The sequence below is a fragment of the Pectobacterium cacticida genome (assembly GCF_036885195.1).
GTDB lineage: Bacteria > Pseudomonadota > Gammaproteobacteria > Enterobacterales > Enterobacteriaceae > Pectobacterium > Pectobacterium cacticida.
Genome location: NZ_CP133656.1, coordinates 143,207 through 159,965 on the forward strand (window position 1 = coordinate 143,207; position 16,759 = coordinate 159,965).

General features: G+C 50.4%; 9 protein-coding genes, 2 tRNA genes, 4 rRNA genes and 1 riboswitch. Of the genes, 12 read left to right on the forward strand and 3 right to left on the reverse strand.

What is annotated here, in order from left to right; translation table 11 throughout:
* The first annotated feature begins 95 nt into the window (after positions 1 to 95).
* Positions 96 to 992, forward strand: coding sequence for a methylenetetrahydrofolate reductase (gene metF / locus RFN81_RS00650; protein ID WP_264497348.1), 897 nt, complete (start codon positions 96 to 98; stop codon positions 990 to 992).
* Between the two features lie 479 nt (positions 993 to 1,471).
* Positions 1,472 to 2,380, forward strand: coding sequence for a DNA-binding transcriptional regulator OxyR (gene oxyR, locus RFN81_RS00655; RefSeq protein ID WP_264497349.1), 909 nt, complete (start codon positions 1,472 to 1,474; stop codon positions 2,378 to 2,380).
* Here oxyR and sthA read toward each other — a convergent pair.
* Positions 2,372 to 3,778 carry a Si-specific NAD(P)(+) transhydrogenase gene (sthA, locus tag RFN81_RS00660; RefSeq protein ID WP_264497350.1) on the reverse strand — a complete coding sequence of 469 codons (1,407 nt, stop codon included), beginning with the start codon at positions 3,776 to 3,778 and terminating at the stop codon, positions 2,372 to 2,374. The genes oxyR and sthA overlap by 9 nt on opposite strands.
* 211 nt (positions 3,779 to 3,989) lie before the next feature.
* Here sthA and fabR point away from each other — a divergent pair, with 211 nt between their 5' ends.
* Positions 3,990 to 4,619 carry an HTH-type transcriptional repressor FabR gene (gene fabR / locus RFN81_RS00665; protein ID WP_264499049.1) on the forward strand — a complete coding sequence of 210 codons (630 nt, stop codon included), beginning with the start codon at positions 3,990 to 3,992 and terminating at the stop codon, positions 4,617 to 4,619.
* 23 nt (positions 4,620 to 4,642) lie between these two features.
* Positions 4,643 to 5,029 (forward strand): YijD family membrane protein, encoded by a 387-nt coding sequence (locus RFN81_RS00670; RefSeq protein WP_264497351.1) that lies wholly within the window; start codon positions 4,643 to 4,645, stop codon positions 5,027 to 5,029.
* A gap of 38 nt (positions 5,030 to 5,067) precedes the next feature.
* On the opposite strand, the gene trmA is transcribed toward RFN81_RS00670, so the two are convergent.
* Complete coding sequence (gene trmA / locus RFN81_RS00675) at positions 5,068 to 6,171, reverse strand: tRNA (uridine(54)-C5)-methyltransferase TrmA (protein ID WP_264497352.1); 1,104 nt, start codon at positions 6,169 to 6,171, stop codon at positions 5,068 to 5,070.
* A 133-nt stretch (positions 6,172 to 6,304) separates the two neighbouring features.
* A riboswitch (cobalamin riboswitch) is annotated at positions 6,305 to 6,533 on the forward strand.
* 66 nt (positions 6,534 to 6,599) lie between these two features.
* Between trmA and btuB the strand changes: the two genes are divergently transcribed.
* The 8 genes from btuB (at position 6,600) to rrf (RFN81_RS00715) (ending at position 15,140) form a co-directional block, all read left to right on the forward strand.
* Positions 6,600 to 8,477, forward strand: a complete 1,878-nt coding sequence (gene btuB, locus RFN81_RS00680; protein WP_264497353.1) for a TonB-dependent vitamin B12 receptor BtuB — start codon at positions 6,600 to 6,602, stop codon at positions 8,475 to 8,477.
* On the forward strand, positions 8,422 to 9,279 hold the full coding sequence (gene murI / locus RFN81_RS00685) for a glutamate racemase (protein ID WP_264497354.1): 858 nt from the start codon (positions 8,422 to 8,424) through the stop codon (positions 9,277 to 9,279). Before btuB ends, murI begins: the two co-directional genes overlap by 56 nt.
* Before the next feature lie 379 nt (positions 9,280 to 9,658).
* Positions 9,659 to 11,198 (forward strand): 16S ribosomal RNA (locus RFN81_RS00690).
* A gap of 141 nt (positions 11,199 to 11,339) precedes the next feature.
* Positions 11,340 to 11,415 (forward strand) — tRNA-Glu (locus tag RFN81_RS00695).
* 241 nt (positions 11,416 to 11,656) lie between these two features.
* Positions 11,657 to 14,562 (forward strand): 23S ribosomal RNA (locus RFN81_RS00700).
* 215 nt (positions 14,563 to 14,777) lie between these two features.
* Positions 14,778 to 14,893 (forward strand): 5S ribosomal RNA (rrf, locus tag RFN81_RS00705).
* An 18-nt stretch (positions 14,894 to 14,911) separates the two neighbouring features.
* Positions 14,912 to 14,987: transfer RNA gene (locus RFN81_RS00710), tRNA-Thr, on the forward strand.
* Positions 14,988 to 15,024: 37 nt separating this feature from the next.
* Positions 15,025 to 15,140: ribosomal RNA gene (rrf, locus tag RFN81_RS00715) — 5S ribosomal RNA — on the forward strand.
* Together the 16S, 23S and 5S rRNA genes with 2 tRNA genes alongside form the textbook arrangement of a ribosomal RNA operon.
* Before the next feature lie 252 nt (positions 15,141 to 15,392).
* Here rrf (RFN81_RS00715) and pssA read toward each other — a convergent pair.
* On the reverse strand, positions 15,393 to 16,748 hold the full coding sequence (pssA, locus tag RFN81_RS00720; protein ID WP_264497355.1) for a CDP-diacylglycerol--serine O-phosphatidyltransferase: 1,356 nt from the start codon (positions 16,746 to 16,748) through the stop codon (positions 15,393 to 15,395).
* Between the last annotated feature and the right edge of the window lie 11 nt (positions 16,749 to 16,759).

The following is a 16,759-nucleotide window of genomic DNA, read 5'->3' on the forward strand; positions in this document are numbered from 1 at the left end:
TCTGTAAACCAATTACGTCATTTTCTTTATAGACGTCTAAACGTATAGACGTATGTCGAACAATGATAAACAGTCACGGTCATGGGGTAGCAGGTATGAGCTTTTTTCACGCAAACCAGCGGGAAGCGCTGAATCAAAGTCTGGCGGAATTACAGGGACAAATTAATGTGTCATTCGAATTTTTCCCGCCACGTACCAGCGACATGGAAGAAACCCTGTGGAACTCTATTGATCGACTAAGCAGCCTGAAACCCAAATTTGTTTCTGTCACGTACGGTGCAAATTCTGGCGAACGTGACCGTACTCACAGCATCATCAAGACGATTAAAGAGCGTACCGGTCTGGACGCAGCGCCGCATCTGACCTGTATTGATGCGTCACGAGAACAACTGCGTGAGATTGCCCAGGATTACTGGCAGAGCGGTATCCGCCACATTGTCGCGCTACGAGGCGACTTGCCAGCCGAAGGCGGCAAACCGGATATGTACGCGGCGGATTTGGTTGCCCTGCTGAAGGAGGTGGGGGATTTCGACATCTCGGTTGCCGCTTATCCTGAAGTGCATCCGGAGGCGAAAAGCGCGCAGGCCGATCTGATCAACCTGAAACATAAGATCGATGCAGGAGCAAACCGGGCGATTACGCAGTTCTTTTTCGATGTAGAAAGCTATCTACGGTTCCGCGACCGCTGCGTTGCCACGGGCATTGATGTGGAAATCGTTCCGGGGATCCTGCCGGTATCGAATTTCAGGCAATTGCAGCGGTTTGCCACCATGACCAATGTTCGCGTGCCAAATTGGATGACAAGTATGTTTGACGGTTTGGATAACGATCCTGAAACCCGCAAAATGGTCGGGGCATCTATCGCGATGGATATGGTGAAGATTTTGAGCCGAGAAGGCGTTAAAGATTTCCACTTCTACACGTTGAACCGCGCGGAGCTAAGTTACGCCATTTGCCACACGCTGGGCGTCCGGCCTGACGTGGCTTGCTGAAGCGATGTGCATGGTTTAAGGAAGCAGAAGGTTGCCACGTGGTTGCGGTAATCCGGCGAGTGGAGTCGCTGTATCGTGGCTTGCGGTAATCTGGAAAAGGAGGGATCTCAGGGATGAGATCCCAATCCGCATGTGTTAACTGATTGTCTGCGCCCAATCATTTTTTTCTTTTCTCTTTGGTTTCCGTTTGCCAACCTTTCTCCGGCCTGCCGCTCATTTTTCCCGTTTTATGTTGCCTATTATCGGCTTACACATTGCATTCCCCTGCGCTCTCAATACTGCCCTGAACGAGCGAATGACACAAAATGCTGTTAACGTCAAATCACTTGAATATATTAGCCTGCTCGGTATAGCGTGATGGGTGGTTAGGTAAACAGACGCGCTTAGCGAAGATATGACTCATTTTGAATATTGATAGGTATTGCCACGCATTGGTATCATATTTATCGTTTTTGACTATCGCCATAAGGAGAATAATAATGAATATTCGGGATCTAGAATATCTTGTCGCATTGGCAGAACATCGGCACTTTCGCCGAGCAGCAGATTCCTGCCATGTGAGCCAGCCAACACTCAGCGGACAAATTCGTAAACTAGAAGATGAACTTGGCGTAATGCTGCTTGAGCGAACCAGCCGTAAGGTCTTGTTTACACAAGCCGGGCTGTTACTGGTCGAGCAAGCGCGAACGGTATTACGCGAAGTCAAAGTCTTGAAAGAGATGGCAAGCCAACAGGGCGAGACGATGTCCGGACCGTTGCACATCGGTCTTATCCCCACGGTGGGGCCTTATCTACTGCCGCAAATCATTCCTATGTTGCACCGCACGTTTCCCAAACTCGAAATGTATCTGCATGAGGCGCAAACGCACCAGATGCTGGCTCAGTTGGACAGTGGAAAACTTGACTGCGCTATTCTGGCGATGGTGAAAGAGTCCGAAGCCTTTATTGAAGTGCCACTTTTCGATGAGCCGATGATGCTGGCTGTATATCAGGATCATCCATGGGCAAACCGCGAACGCGTGGCGATGTCCGATCTGGCGGGCGAAAAGTTGTTAATGCTGGAAGATGGCCACTGTCTGCGCGATCAGGCTATGGGGTTCTGTTTTCAGGCCGGGGCGGATGAGGATACGCATTTCCGGGCGACCAGTTTGGAAACGCTGCGCAACATGGTCGCCGCGGGGAGTGGCATTACGTTACTGCCTTCGTTATCGGTTCCACACGAACGCCAGCGTGACGGTGTTTGCTATTTGCCATGCTATAAACCAGAGCCTAAGCGCACTATCGCGTTAGTGTATCGCCCCGGTTCGCCGCTGCGCGGGCGCTACGAGCAACTTGCCGATACTATCCGAGAACATATGCAAGGCTATATGGAGAAGCTGTCAAAATAAACGGTTAAGCCCGTTCAACGCTGCCACACGGTAAGCCTCTGCCATGGTGGGATAGTTGAAGGTGGTATTAACGAAATATTCGATAGTATTACCTTCTCCTTTCTGCTCCATGATGGCTTGCCCGATGTGGATAATCTCTGCGGCGCGTTCGCCAAAGCAGTGAATACCCAAAATCTGTTTCGTTTCACGGTGAAACAAAATCTTTAAGCTTCCCACATTCATCCCAACAATCTGCGCTCGCGCCAGATGTTTGAATTGCGCACGCCCGACTTCATAAGGCACCTTCATCGCAGTGAGTTGTTGCTCGGTTTTCCCAACAGAACTGATCTCCGGGATGGTGTAAATTCCGGTAGGGATATCTTCAATCAAATGTGCGCTGGCATCGCCTTTGATAATGGCTTGCGCGGCGAGTCGGCCCTGATCGTATGCCGCCGAGGCCAGACTGGGATAGCCGATGACGTCGCCGATCGCATAAATATGCGCCAGCGCCGTTTGGTACATGTCGTTGACTTTCAACTGGCCACGTCTGTCAGTGCTCAGGCCGATATTCTCCAGCCCTAGCGTTTCCGTGTTCCCTGTGCGCCCGTTGGCATAGAGCAGGCAGTCGGCCTTCATCTTTTTGCCCGATTTCAGGTTGACGATAACGCCGTCAGGCAGCCCTTCAATGCTTTCGAATTCTTCGTTATGGCGGATGACCACGCCGTTGTTCCAGAAATGGTAGGACAGCGCATCCGACATTTCCTGATCGAGAAAGGCCAGTAGCCTATCGCGGGTATTAATTAAATCGACCTTAACGCTCAAACCGCGAAAAATAGACGCGTATTCGCAGCCAATCACCCCTGCGCCATAGATGATGACATGCTGAGGCTCGTGGTCGAGTTGTAAAATTGAATCACTGTCGTAAATGCGCGGGTGGTTGAAATCGACTTCCGCCGGATGATACGGGCGAGATCCGGTGGCGATAATAATGTTCGCGGCGGTTAGCATTTCATGCGTATTGTCCGGGTAGCGAACGACAATCGTGTGGGCGTCAATAAAGCTAGCTTCACCGGAGAACAGCTGGCACTGGTTACGTTCGTAAAACCCCTGTCGCATCCGGGTTTGCTGGCCGATGACGCTGTCGGCATGACGCAGAATGTCAGAGAATGAGGAGCGAATAATGCGGGCGTTATCACTGTACAGCGGGTTTTGATTAAATTCTATTATGCGGCTGACGGCGTGACGGAGCGCCTTCGATGGAATTGTTCCCCAGTGGGTGCAGCCGCCGCCAACGTTGTAGTGACGTTCAATCACCGCAATTTTAGCGCCGTGCTTCGCTAATCCCATTGCTGCACCTTCGCCGCCGGGGCCAGAACCAATAATAATGGCATCGTAATCGAATTGATGTTGTAGAGTCATGGTAGGGTAAACCTGTTTTTATACAAATTGATAACGCAAATGCAACATTGGGCGATTGTAGCACCGACGGCGGCAGAACCCAATCATCCCTATCTTTACTGTGGAAACCAATTATTACATTCTTAATATGACAAACTTTGTCGCATTCTGCGGGCAATAAAATTTGTTATAGTGCCCCTCTGGAAAGGGGAGAGGATACGTGGGCCGCATAATGGGTGTCAGAGCACAACAAAAAGAACGGACTCGTCGTTCCCTTATCGAAGCCGCATTTAGTCAGTTAAGCGCAGAGCGCAGTTTTGCTAGCCTTAGCCTGCGAGAAGTCGCGCGAGAAGCGGGTATCGCACCCACATCCTTTTATCGTCACTTTCGCGATGTGGATGAGCTGGGGCTGACGATGGTTGATGAAAGCGGGCTGATGTTGCGTCAGTTAATGCGCCAGGCGCGGCAGCGCATCGCTAAAACCGGTAGCGTGATAAGAACGTCAGTATCCACTTTTATGGAATTTATCGGCAATAACCCGAACGCATTCCGGTTATTGTTGCGTGAGCGCTCTGGGACGTCGGCGGCATTCCGTGCGGCAGTCGCGCGGGAAATCCAGCACTTTATTGCGGAGCTTGCGGATTATCTTGAGGTAGAAAACCACGTTCCCCGCAGTTTTGCGGAAGCGCAGTCGGAAGCGATGGTGACTATCGTTTTCAGCGCAGGCGCGGAAGCGCTGGATGTTTCCCTGGAACAACGTAAACAGCTGGAAGAGCGTCTGGTGCTGCAATTGCGGATGATCGCCAAAGGCGCCTATTACTGGTATAGAAAAGAGCATGACAGTAGTTTTACCGTGCCCTAAATCACTATGAGGAGCGAGAACCCATGACAGAAAACCTCCATCAGGAAAACGGGACGCTAGTCCTGGCGCTGCTTGCTGGCTTATCCGTTAACGGCGCGTTTGCTGCTTTGTTCAGTAGCGTTGTTCCGTTCTCTATTTTTCCTCTGATTGCGCTGGTGTTATCAGTCTACTGTCTACACCAGCGTTATTTGCACCACAGTATGCCGGAAGGCATTCCGATGCTGGCAGCCGCTTGTTTTTTATTAGGGTTGCTCATTTACAGTGCCATTGTGCGCGTTGAATACCCTGAAATTGGTTCAAACTTTATTCCGTCAATCCTCTGTGTGGCGTTAATTTTCTGGATCGGTATTAGGCTACGCCGCAGAAAAGCTACGCAATCAGTTTCATCCGAAGAGAGCGAAATGCTATAGCCGGTGGATGTGGTGGAAAGGCGCGTCGATAATAGACGTTACTGGCGTCGTATTAATAACACGCCGCACTCCATATGGTGCGTATAAGGGAACTGATCGAATAGCGCCAGGCGGCAAATATCGTGAGTTTTCGATAACGTTTGCAGATTATGGATCAGCGTTTCCGGGTTGCAGGAAATGTAAATAATGCGCGGATACGCCTGCACCAGTTTCACCGTTTCGTCATCCAGTCCGCTGCGTGGTGGGTCAACAAAAATCGTTTCGCATTGGTAACTCGCCAGATCGATGCCCTGTAAGCGGTTAAATTTGCGCGCCCCTTGCATGGCCTGCGTAAATTCTTCTGCCGCCATGCGGATAATTTGCACGTTCTCTATCTGGTTCGCCGCGATGTTGTATTGTGCTGCCGCGACGGATGGCTTAGCAATTTCGGTCGCGAGCACGCGTTTGAAATTTCTTGCCAGCGCGAGTGAAAAGTTTCCATTACCGCAATACAGCTCCAGCAAATCTCCCGTCGATCCCGTCGTCGCATCCAGCGCCCACTCCAGCATCTGAATATTGATTGCGGCATTCGGCTGCGTGAAGCTGTTTTCTACCTGTCGGTAAATCATATCCCGACCTGCTACCGGCAGGCGTTCATCGACATAATCGCGGTCGAGGCAGATTTTGGTTTTTGTCGCGCGGCCAATCAACTGTAAACGGAACCCCTGCGCCGTCAGGCTATCGCGCAGCGCGCGGGCATGATTCTGCCATTCCTCGTCCAGAGCACGGTGATACAGCAGTGAAACGATCGCTTCGCCGCTCAGGGTGGACAGATAGTCTATCTGGAACAGTTTGCGGCGCAGAACGGGATTGGGCTGAATAGCGGCGATCAATACAGGCATCAGACTATTGATTAACTCACTGGCTGCCGGAAAACGATCGACGCGAATGCGCTGCTTGGTTTGCTGGTCAAACATGATGTGGTAAAGCTCGTCACCCTCATGCCAGAGACGGAATTCGGCGCGCATCCGATAGTGGCTAACGGGAGAACGGAAGACGTCAGGTTCCGGTGCATTGAAAGGCGCCATCATTCCACGCAGACGCCCAGTTTTCTCTGCAAGCTGGGCGTCATAGTGTTCGATAGGCAGGATTTCTGGCGTCATGGTTTTCTCGTCTGAACAGCGTCTAAAAGGGGGTTATTGGCCGGGAATTGTAGGGAATCCGGGCAAGAAGTCCAGTTTTGTTACGTTACTACCTTGCGGTTATATAGAAGTCTAGACTTCCACAATTCGTGAATGTAGGATGAGCGTCCGGCCTTGTTGCACAAGTTAAAAGGGAATCCAGTGTAAATCTGGAGCTGACGCGCAGCGGTAAGGAATGTTCCGGCGATTGCAGTATTATGCAGACACTGTCTTTTAATGATGGGAAGTCATCGCCTTCTTTGTTATCACAGCCCACCGGTTACAGCGGTTGTGGTAGACAGCGGCATCCAAGCCCGAAGACCTGCCGGAATACGTCGCAATGGGTTCTGCATATCGCGTGCTATTAACAGAGCCTGCGGCATCCTTATTATTTCTCGGATGCGTTAACAATGATTAAAAAAGTTTCGCTGCTGACGGCGCTTTCCGTCACGGCATTTTCTGGCTGGGCGCAGGAAAACCATTCAACTCAGAATGTGTCATCGGAACAAAATACCGATGACATGGTTGTAACGGCAAATCGCTACGCCCAGCCGGTTTCGTCGGTGCTGGCGGCAAACAGTATTGTCACGCGAGCGGATATTGATCGCTGGCAAGCGAAGTCGCTCAATGATGTTATGCGTCGCTTGCCGGGTGTGGACATCGGACAAAACGGCGGTTTAGGGCAAAAAAGTTCGTTGTTTATCCGTGGGACTAACTCTAACCATGTGTTGGTGCTGATCGATGGTATTCGTCTGAATCAGGCGGGTATTAGCGGCTCTTCTGACCTCAGCCAGATTCCCCTCTCTTTAGTTCAAAAGATAGAGTATATCCGTGGCGCTCGTTCTGCGGTCTATGGTTCTGATGCTATTGGTGGTGTGGTAAACATCATTACCACCAGAGATAAGAATGGCACCACATTGGCTGCAGGTGTCGGTTCAAAAGGTTACCAAGCTTACGATTTGGCAACCCAGCAAACTTTGGATAGCGGCACAACAGTCACTTTAGCGGGTAACTACGCCTACACAAAGGGGTTTGATATTGCTGCCGCTGATGCTCCACGTCAGCCAGATCGTGATGGATTTATGAGCAAATCCATTTATGGCGCAGTAAAGCAGCAGTTCAACGAGGAGTTTAGCGGTTTTCTGCGTGGTTACGGTTTCGATAACCGAACCGATTATGATGGCTATGACGCTCTTGATAATACGACCTGGGCTGTATTGGGTACACCAAGTATTCGACAGCTTTATAGTCAAACGTGGGATGCTGGTTTGCAATTTAATCGGGATATTTATTCGAGCCAATTAGTCGCCAGTTATAGCCATACCAAGGATCTAAATTTTGATCCTGCCAAGGGGCGTTATAGCCCAGCGTCAGCGCTGGATGATGTAAAGCAATATAATTTTCAATGGGGGAATACGCTTGCTGTTGGTGCGGGGAGCGTGAGTGCGGGTGTGGACTGGCAAAAGCAGACATCGCAGCCAGGTACAAATTATGTGATGGCTGGACACGAACAGCGTAATGCTGGCGTCTACGCCACTGCCCAACAAAAAATAAGTAGTGTGACGCTAGAAGGTGCTGTTAGAGGCGATGACAATAATGTTTTTGGTTGGCATAACACTTGGCAGTCAAGTGCTGCGTGGGAGTTTATTGAGGGGTACAGTATCTTTGCCTCTTATGGCACCGCATACAAAGCACCGAATCTGAATCAAGTCTACAGCGAAAAATACGGTAACCTCAATCTTAAGCCAGAAGAAAGCAAGCAGTGGGAAGGTGGCTTTGAAGGAGTGACTGGTCCAATTAACTGGAGATTATCTGGCTATCGTAACGATATTGATAACCTCATCAATTTTGACGCAACAAATCGTTATAGCAACATCCAAAAAGCACGAATCAAAGGAGCTGAAGCAACGGCATCTTTCGATACTGGCCCTCTGGCTCATACGGTTTCTTTTGATTATCTTGACCCACGTAATAGCCAGACGAATAAAGTGTTATTGCGTCGAGCTAAGCAACAGGTCAAATATCAGTTGGATTGGGCGGCAGCCGATATCGATTGGTCGGTGACTTACCAGTATCTCGGTCAACGTTACGATACAGATTACAATACGTTCCAGCCTGTGAAATTAGGTGGTGTAAGCCTTTGGGATCTCGCGGCCTCATATCCAGTCACCTCTCATCTGACAGTTCGTGGTAGAATCGCCAACCTGTTTGATAAAGATTATGAGACGGCATATGGCTACCGCACGGCAGGGCGAGAATACTATCTCACCGGAAGCTATACCTTCTAACCTTCCATCCCGTCCTACGATTCTGGTCTTTGATTCCGGCGTAGGCGGGTTGTCTGTTTATGATGAAATCCGGAAACTCTTGCCGGATCTCCACTACATATACGCATTCGATAATGAAGCGTTTCCCTATGGTGAGAAATCACAGCAGTTTATAATCGAGCGGGTAGTTGAAATTGTTAATACGATTCAGCGACGCCATCAGCTTGCGCTGGCTGTGATTGCCTGTAATACGGCGAGTACGATTTCCCTTCCTGCATTACGTGAGCGTTTTACTTTCCCCGTCGTGGGCGTTGTCCCTGCGGTGAAGCCTGCAGCTAAACTGACGCGCAACGGCATTGTCGGCCTATTGGCGACACGCGCAACGGTGCAACGCCCGTATACGCACGAACTAATTGCCCGTTTTGCGACGGATTGCCAAATTTTGTCGCTGGGGTCGTCGGAATTGGTCGAATTGGCAGAGGCAAAATTGCAAGGTGAGACGGTCTCCATTTCCGAACTGCAAAAAATCCTACGCCCTTGGCTGCGTCTACCGGAACCGCCAGATACAGTCGTGCTGGGTTGTACGCATTTCCCATTGTTAGCAGAAGAGCTGAAAGCCGCATTACCACAGGGGACGCGCCTTGTCGATTCGGGTGCCGCCATTGCCAGAAGAACATCATGGATGATTGCTAATTTGGCTAGTCTTCCACTTTCGACAGATAAGAATCTGGTCTACTGCCTGACGATTACTCCTAAAGTCGCTACGTTGTGGCCAGTATTACAGCGTTATGGCTTTAATTCGTTGGAAAAACTGCCACTCTGATAGCCTTGTGGGCAAATAGTAGACAAATGAAAATTATTCTGCATTTAGCGCTTGTCAGGCGGCGAGAAGTCCCTATAATGCGCCACCACTGACACGGCAACAGCGACACGCGGTTGTGGTGGAAAGGGAAAAGATTCAACGAAGGCAGTCAGTCATGACTTGACTTCACAGCGGAAACGCATAACATATGCGCCCGCGCCGCAGTACGCTGCGGCACTGCTCTTTAACAATTCAATCAGACAATCTGTGTGGGCACTCACAAGACCGTATCTTAACGATATAAAAAGTCTTGAAGAGTGAACAACAGTAAATTCATTACGAATAAACAGTTTTAATTCTTTGAGCATGGCTGACGAGTTCAGCAAATCAAACAAATCTTAAATTGAAGAGTTTGATCATGGCTCAGATTGAACGCTGGCGGCAGGCCTAACACATGCAAGTCGAGCGGTAACACAGAGAGCTTGCTCTCGGGTGACGAGCGGCGGACGGGTGAGTAATGTCTGGGAAACTGCCTGATGGAGGGGGATAACTACTGGAAACGGTAGCTAATACCGCATAATGTCGCAAGACCAAAGAGGGGGACCTTAGGGCCTCTTGCCATCGGATGTGCCCAGATGGGATTAGCTAGTAGGTGAGGTAAAGGCTCACCTAGGCGACGATCCCTAGCTGGTCTGAGAGGATGACCAGCCACACTGGAACTGAGACACGGTCCAGACTCCTACGGGAGGCAGCAGTGGGGAATATTGCACAATGGGCGCAAGCCTGATGCAGCCATGCCGCGTGTGTGAAGAAGGCCTTCGGGTTGTAAAGCACTTTCAGCGGGGAGGAAGGCGTGAGAGCGAATACCTTTCATGATTGACGTTACCCGCAGAAGAAGCACCGGCTAACTCCGTGCCAGCAGCCGCGGTAATACGGAGGGTGCAAGCGTTAATCGGAATGACTGGGCGTAAAGCGCACGCAGGCGGTTTGTTAAGTTGGATGTGAAATCCCCGGGCTTAACCTGGGAACTGCATTCAAAACTGACAGGCTAGAGTCTTGTAGAGGGGGGTAGAATTCCAGGTGTAGCGGTGAAATGCGTAGAGATCTGGAGGAATACCGGTGGCGAAGGCGGCCCCCTGGACAAAGACTGACGCTCAGGTGCGAAAGCGTGGGGAGCAAACAGGATTAGATACCCTGGTAGTCCACGCTGTAAACGATGTCGACTTGGAGGTTGTGCCCTAGAGGCGTGGCTTCCGGAGCTAACGCGTTAAGTCGACCGCCTGGGGAGTACGGCCGCAAGGTTAAAACTCAAATGAATTGACGGGGGCCCGCACAAGCGGTGGAGCATGTGGTTTAATTCGATGCAACGCGAAGAACCTTACCTACTCTTGACATCCACAGAATTTGGTAGAGATACCTTAGTGCCTTCGGGAACTGTGAGACAGGTGCTGCATGGCTGTCGTCAGCTCGTGTTGTGAAATGTTGGGTTAAGTCCCGCAACGAGCGCAACCCTTATCCTTTGTTGCCAGCGATTAGGTCGGGAACTCAAAGGAGACTGCCGGTGATAAACCGGAGGAAGGTGGGGATGACGTCAAGTCATCATGGCCCTTACGAGTAGGGCTACACACGTGCTACAATGGCGTATACAAAGAGAAGCGAGCCTGCGAGGGTGAGCGGACCTCATAAAGTACGTCGTAGTCCGGATTGGAGTCTGCAACTCGACTCCATGAAGTCGGAATCGCTAGTAATCGTAGATCAGAATGCTACGGTGAATACGTTCCCGGGCCTTGTACACACCGCCCGTCACACCATGGGAGTGGGTTGCAAAAGAAGTAGGTAGCTTAACCTTCGGGGGGGCGCTTACCACTTTGTGATTCATGACTGGGGTGAAGTCGTAACAAGGTAACCGTAGGGGAACCTGCGGTTGGATCACCTCCTTACCAAGAAAGATGTGCGTTGAGTGAAGTGCTCACACAGATTGTCTGATGAAAAAAATGAGCAAGCGCACCTGTTGATGTAATGAGTGTTAACTCATGCTGATGCGAGCGTGCCGGATGTCTGATTCGGTACGGAGTTTTCGTGTCCCCATCGTCTAGAGGCCTAGGACACCGCCCTTTCACGGCGGTAACAGGGGTTCGAATCCCCTTGGGGACGCCAATCCGATAATGAGTGAAAGACATTATCCTGAATATCGTAAAGATGACTTTGATAAGTCGTGTTTACGATATTGCTCTTTAACAATCTGGAACAAGCTGAAAATTGAAACATGACAGCGGAATAATCGTGAATACCTTGGCTATTTATGGGTAAACACGGTGAATTTGTCTGTCAATGAGTCTCTCAAATAATCACAGCGCGATGATGACTTTGGTTTATCAAAGACACCTTCGGGTTGTGAGGTTAAGCGACTAAGCGTACACGGTGGATGCCTAGGCAGTCAGAGGCGATGAAGGGCGTGCTAATCTGCGAAAAGCGTCGGTAAGCTGATATGAAGCGTTATACCCGACGATACCCGAATGGGGAAACCCAGTGTGTTTAGACACACTATCATGACATGAATCCATAGTGTCATGAGGCGAACCGGGGGAACTGAAACATCTCAGTACCCCGAGGAAAAGAAATCAACCGAGATTCCCCCAGTAGCGGCGAGCGAACGGGGAAGAGCCCAGAACCTGAATCAGTGTGTGTATTAGTGGAAGCGTCTGGAAAGTCGCACAGTAAAGGGTGATAGTCCCGTACACAAAAATGCACAGGCTGTGAGTTCGATGAGTAGGGCGGGACACGTGATATCCTGTCTGAAGATGGGGGGACCATCCTCCAAGGCTAAATACTCCTGACTGACCGATAGTGAACCAGTACCGTGAGGGAAAGGCGAAAAGAACCCCGGCGAGGGGAGTGAAATAGAACCTGAAACCGTGTACGTACAAGCAGTGGAAGCCCACTAGTTGGGTGACTGCGTACCTTTTGTATAATGGGTCAGCGACTTATATTCTGTAGCAAGGTTAACCGAATAGGGGAGCCGGAGGGAAACCGAGTCTTAACTGGGCGTTAAGTTGCAGGGTATAGACCCGAAACCCGGTGATCTAGCCATGGGCAGGTTGAAGGTTGGGTAACACTAACTGGAGGACCGAACCGACTAATGTTGAAAAATTAGCGGATGACTTGTGGCTGGGGGTGAAAGGCCAATCAAACCGGGAGATAGCTGGTTCTCCCCGAAAGCTATTTAGGTAGCGCCTCGTGAATTCATCTTGGGGGGTAGAGCACTGTTTCGGCTAGGGGGTCATCCCGACTTACCAACCCGATGCAAACTACGAATACCGAAGAATGTTATCACGGGAGACACACGGCGGGTGCTAACGTTCGTCGTGAAGAGGGAAACAACCCAGACCGCCAGCTAAGGTCCCAAAGTCATGGTTAAGTGGGAAACGATGTGGGAAGGCCTAGACAGCCAGGATGTTGGCTTAGAAGCAGCCATCATTTAAAGAAAGCGTAATAGCTCACTGGTCGAGTCGGCCTGCGCGGAAGATGTAACGGGGCTAAACCATGCACCGAAGCTGCGGCAGCGACACTAAGGTGTTGTTGGGTAGGGGAGCGTTCTGTAAGCCTGCGAAGGTGGCCTGTGAGGGCTGCTGGAGGTATCAGAAGTGCGAATGCTGACATAAGTAACGATAATGCGGGTGAAAAACCCGCACGCCGGAAGACCAAGGGTTCCTGTCCAACGTTAATCGGGGCAGGGTGAGTCGACCCCTAAGGCGAGGCCGAAAGGCGTAGTCGATGGGAAACAGGTTAATATTCCTGTACTGGGTGTGACTGCGAAGGGGGGACGGAGAAAGCTAGGTTATCCGGGCGACGGTTGTCCCGGTTTAAGCGTGAAGGTGGATGACTTAGGAAAATCCGGGTCATTGTTAACACTGAGGCGTGATGACGAGTCACTACGGTGATGAAGTAACCGATGCTACGCTTCCAGGAAAAGCCTCTAAGCACCAGGTCACATCGAATCGTACCCCAAACCGACACAGGTGGTCAGGTAGAGAATACTCAGGCGCTTGAGAGAACTCGGGTGAAGGAACTAGGCAAAATGGTGCCGTAACTTCGGGAGAAGGCACGCTGGAGTTGGTGAAGTCCCTGGCGGATGGAGCTAAGACCAGTCGAAGATACCAGCTGGCTGCAACTGTTTATTAAAAACACAGCACTGTGCAAACACGAAAGTGGACGTATACGGTGTGACGCCTGCCCGGTGCCGGAAGGTTAATTGATGGGGTAAGCCGTAAGGCGAAGCTCTTGATCGAAGCCCCGGTAAACGGCGGCCGTAACTATAACGGTCCTAAGGTAGCGAAATTCCTTGTCGGGTAAGTTCCGACCTGCACGAATGGCGTAATGATGGCCAGGCTGTCTCCACCCGAGACTCAGTGAAATTGAACTCGCTGTGAAGATGCAGTGTACCCGCGGCAAGACGGAAAGACCCCGTGAACCTTTACTATAGCTTGACACTGAACCTTGAGCCTTGATGTGTAGGATAGGTGGGAGGCTTTGAAGCGTGGACGCCAGTCTGCGTGGAGCCAACCTTGAAATACCACCCTTTAATGTTTGATGTTCTAACGTGGGCCCCTGAGCGGGGTTGCGGACAGTGTCTGGTGGGTAGTTTGACTGGGGCGGTCTCCTCCCAAAGCGTAACGGAGGAGCACGAAGGTTAGCTAATCCTGGTCGGACATCAGGAGGTTAGTGCAAAGGCATAAGCTAGCTTGACTGCGAGAGTGACAGCTCGAGCAGGTGCGAAAGCAGGTCTTAGTGATCCGGTGGTTCTGAATGGAAGGGCCATCGCTCAACGGATAAAAGGTACTCCGGGGATAACAGGCTGATACCGCCCAAGAGTTCATATCGACGGCGGTGTTTGGCACCTCGATGTCGGCTCATCACATCCTGGGGCTGAAGTAGGTCCCAAGGGTATGGCTGTTCGCCATTTAAAGTGGTACGCGAGCTGGGTTTAGAACGTCGTGAGACAGTTCGGTCCCTATCTGCCGTGGGCGTAGGAAGATTGAGAGGGGTTGCTCCTAGTACGAGAGGACCGGAGTGAACGCACCGCTGGTGTACGGGTTGTGATGCCAATTGCATTGCCCGGTAGCTACGTGCGGAAGAGATAACCGCTGAAAGCATCTAAGCGGGAAACTTGCCTCGAGATGAGTCTTCCCTGGGCACAAGATGCCCCTGAAGGGCCGTTGAAGACGACGACGTAGATAGGCTGGGTGTGTAAGCGTAGCGATACGTTGAGCTGACCAGTACTAATGACCCGAGAGGCTTAACCTTACAACACCGAAGGTGTTTTGAGAGATGAAAGACGCATAGAGAACGATATTCAGCTTGTTCGAAGATTGAAGATTAAATGTTTACGCGATGGCGTGGACATAAAACAGCGCGGAGCGCTGGCCTGAGAAGGGAGGAGACAAAATCGTCGGGAACGATTTTGTACGTCGCAGAGCGACGACCCGAAGGGCGAGTCTCAGGAAGAGACGAGAAATTTGCCTGGCGGCGATAGCGCGGTGGTCCCACCTGACCCCATGCCGAACTCAGAAGTGAAACGCCGTAGCGCCGATGGTAGTGTGGGGTCTCCCCATGTGAGAGTAGGGAACTGCCAGGCTTCAAATTATACAGGTGCGCTGATATGGCTCAGTTGGTAGAGCGCACCCTTGGTAAGGGTGAGGTCCCCAGTTCGACTCTGGGTATCAGCACCAGTGAATTAAGTTAATGTTCGGTTTTGAAAAGAATTTACCTGGCGGCGATAGCGCGGTGGTCCCACCTGACCCCATGCCGAACTCAGAAGTGAAACGCCGTAGCGCCGATGGTAGTGTGGGGTCTCCCCATGTGAGAGTAGGGAACTGCCAGGTTTCAATTTAAACAAAAGGCTGCCTGATTGAAGGCAGCCTTTTGTTTTGTAACGAAATTTTATTTCAGGCTACTGTTATAACCAATAGCAACGAATAGCCTTATGCTTTCCTCACGCCATACCAAATAAGCCATTACCGCTGGCGCTCAATGTTACTCCCAGATTATCCCATTATCACAGTAGTACGCAGTACAGTAGGATCTTCCTGTAAAAAAACCTCGATACGGAGGTTTTTTATAATATGGCTGGATGCTTAAAGAATACGACTGATGAGTCGATCTATGCGTATACGGCGTAGGCGACGTATTAATTTTCGTACTTTAACGGGATATTGCGCGATACTCTCTAACTCTTTGTAACTTTTAATGATGCGGGTATGCGTCCTGATTACATCAAGTTCATCCAGACGCTGTTGTAATAGAACCTGCTGAGGGTCGTGAATCAAGATAGCGTTTTCCAAATCCAGACGCCATGCGCGAGGGTTGAGATTGTTCCCTGTCAGCAGTTGCCACTTATCATCTACCCACATGCCTTTCAGATGGAAGCTATTGTCGCCATCTTTCCAAAGCCTTACCACAAGTCTTTGGTTCTCAATATAGCGTTCAAGCCGACTCAGGAAACGGCGAAGATTGATCTCGTAAAGATACGGTAACGCTCCAATAATTTTGAAAGGACGATCTTCGGGAATATAGAAGTCGTTAGCGGTCTTATCACCGATAATAATTTCTACCTTTTTGCCGTCTCGTAATAATCGAATAATATTTCTGACTAGCAGCGCTGGCAGGTTGAAATATGGGGTGCAGATGATCAGTTGCTCATCAGCGCAATACATCAGATGATGTATGGTCTTATTCAACGGGCTTTGTTTCCCTAGCCCGACCAGTGGCGTGACGGTTAATTCGTTCGCATCAGCACTGTGTTCCGGAACCTGATAGCCAGCGGTACGCAATGATTGTCGAAATTGCTTAATATCGCTTTTGATTTCCAGATTTTTAGGGCGATCGGTATGATCCAACCGCTGCGCTGCCGGGGCTGACAACATTGTTTGAATATATTGCACCATCGTATCAGCTAGCACTGGATTATGGATCAACTGATAGCGGTCATAACGGTACTTTTGATGCTGATGCAAATAAACATCATTTAAACTGGCTCCGCTGTAGATGACCGTGTCATCCACAATGAACCCTTTCAGGTGCAGCACACCCAGGGCTTCACGCGTGTTAACGGGAATGCCATAGATAGGAAAATGCGTGTCTGGATGCTTCTTCGCCATATCGCAATACCAATCGGCATTAGTATTTTCTGCCGCTGCGCCGATCCTGCCGCGCTGGGCACGATGCCAGTCTACCAGAACACGGACATCCAGTTCTGGGCGCTGCTGTTTGGCTTCATAAATTGCGGATAGAATCCCCAAGCCGCCGTCATCGTGTTCAAGATATAACGCTACGATATAGATGCGCTTCTTAGCGTTCAAAATAGCGTTAATCAACGTCGTGCGGAAAAGCTCCGGCGAATGCAATGTCTGAATATCATCTGCGTTTTGAGGAATTCTGGGCAGTTGTGCAAGGTGCTGTTGGTATTTATTGCGTTTAAAGTTTGACAGCATCACAGTGCGTT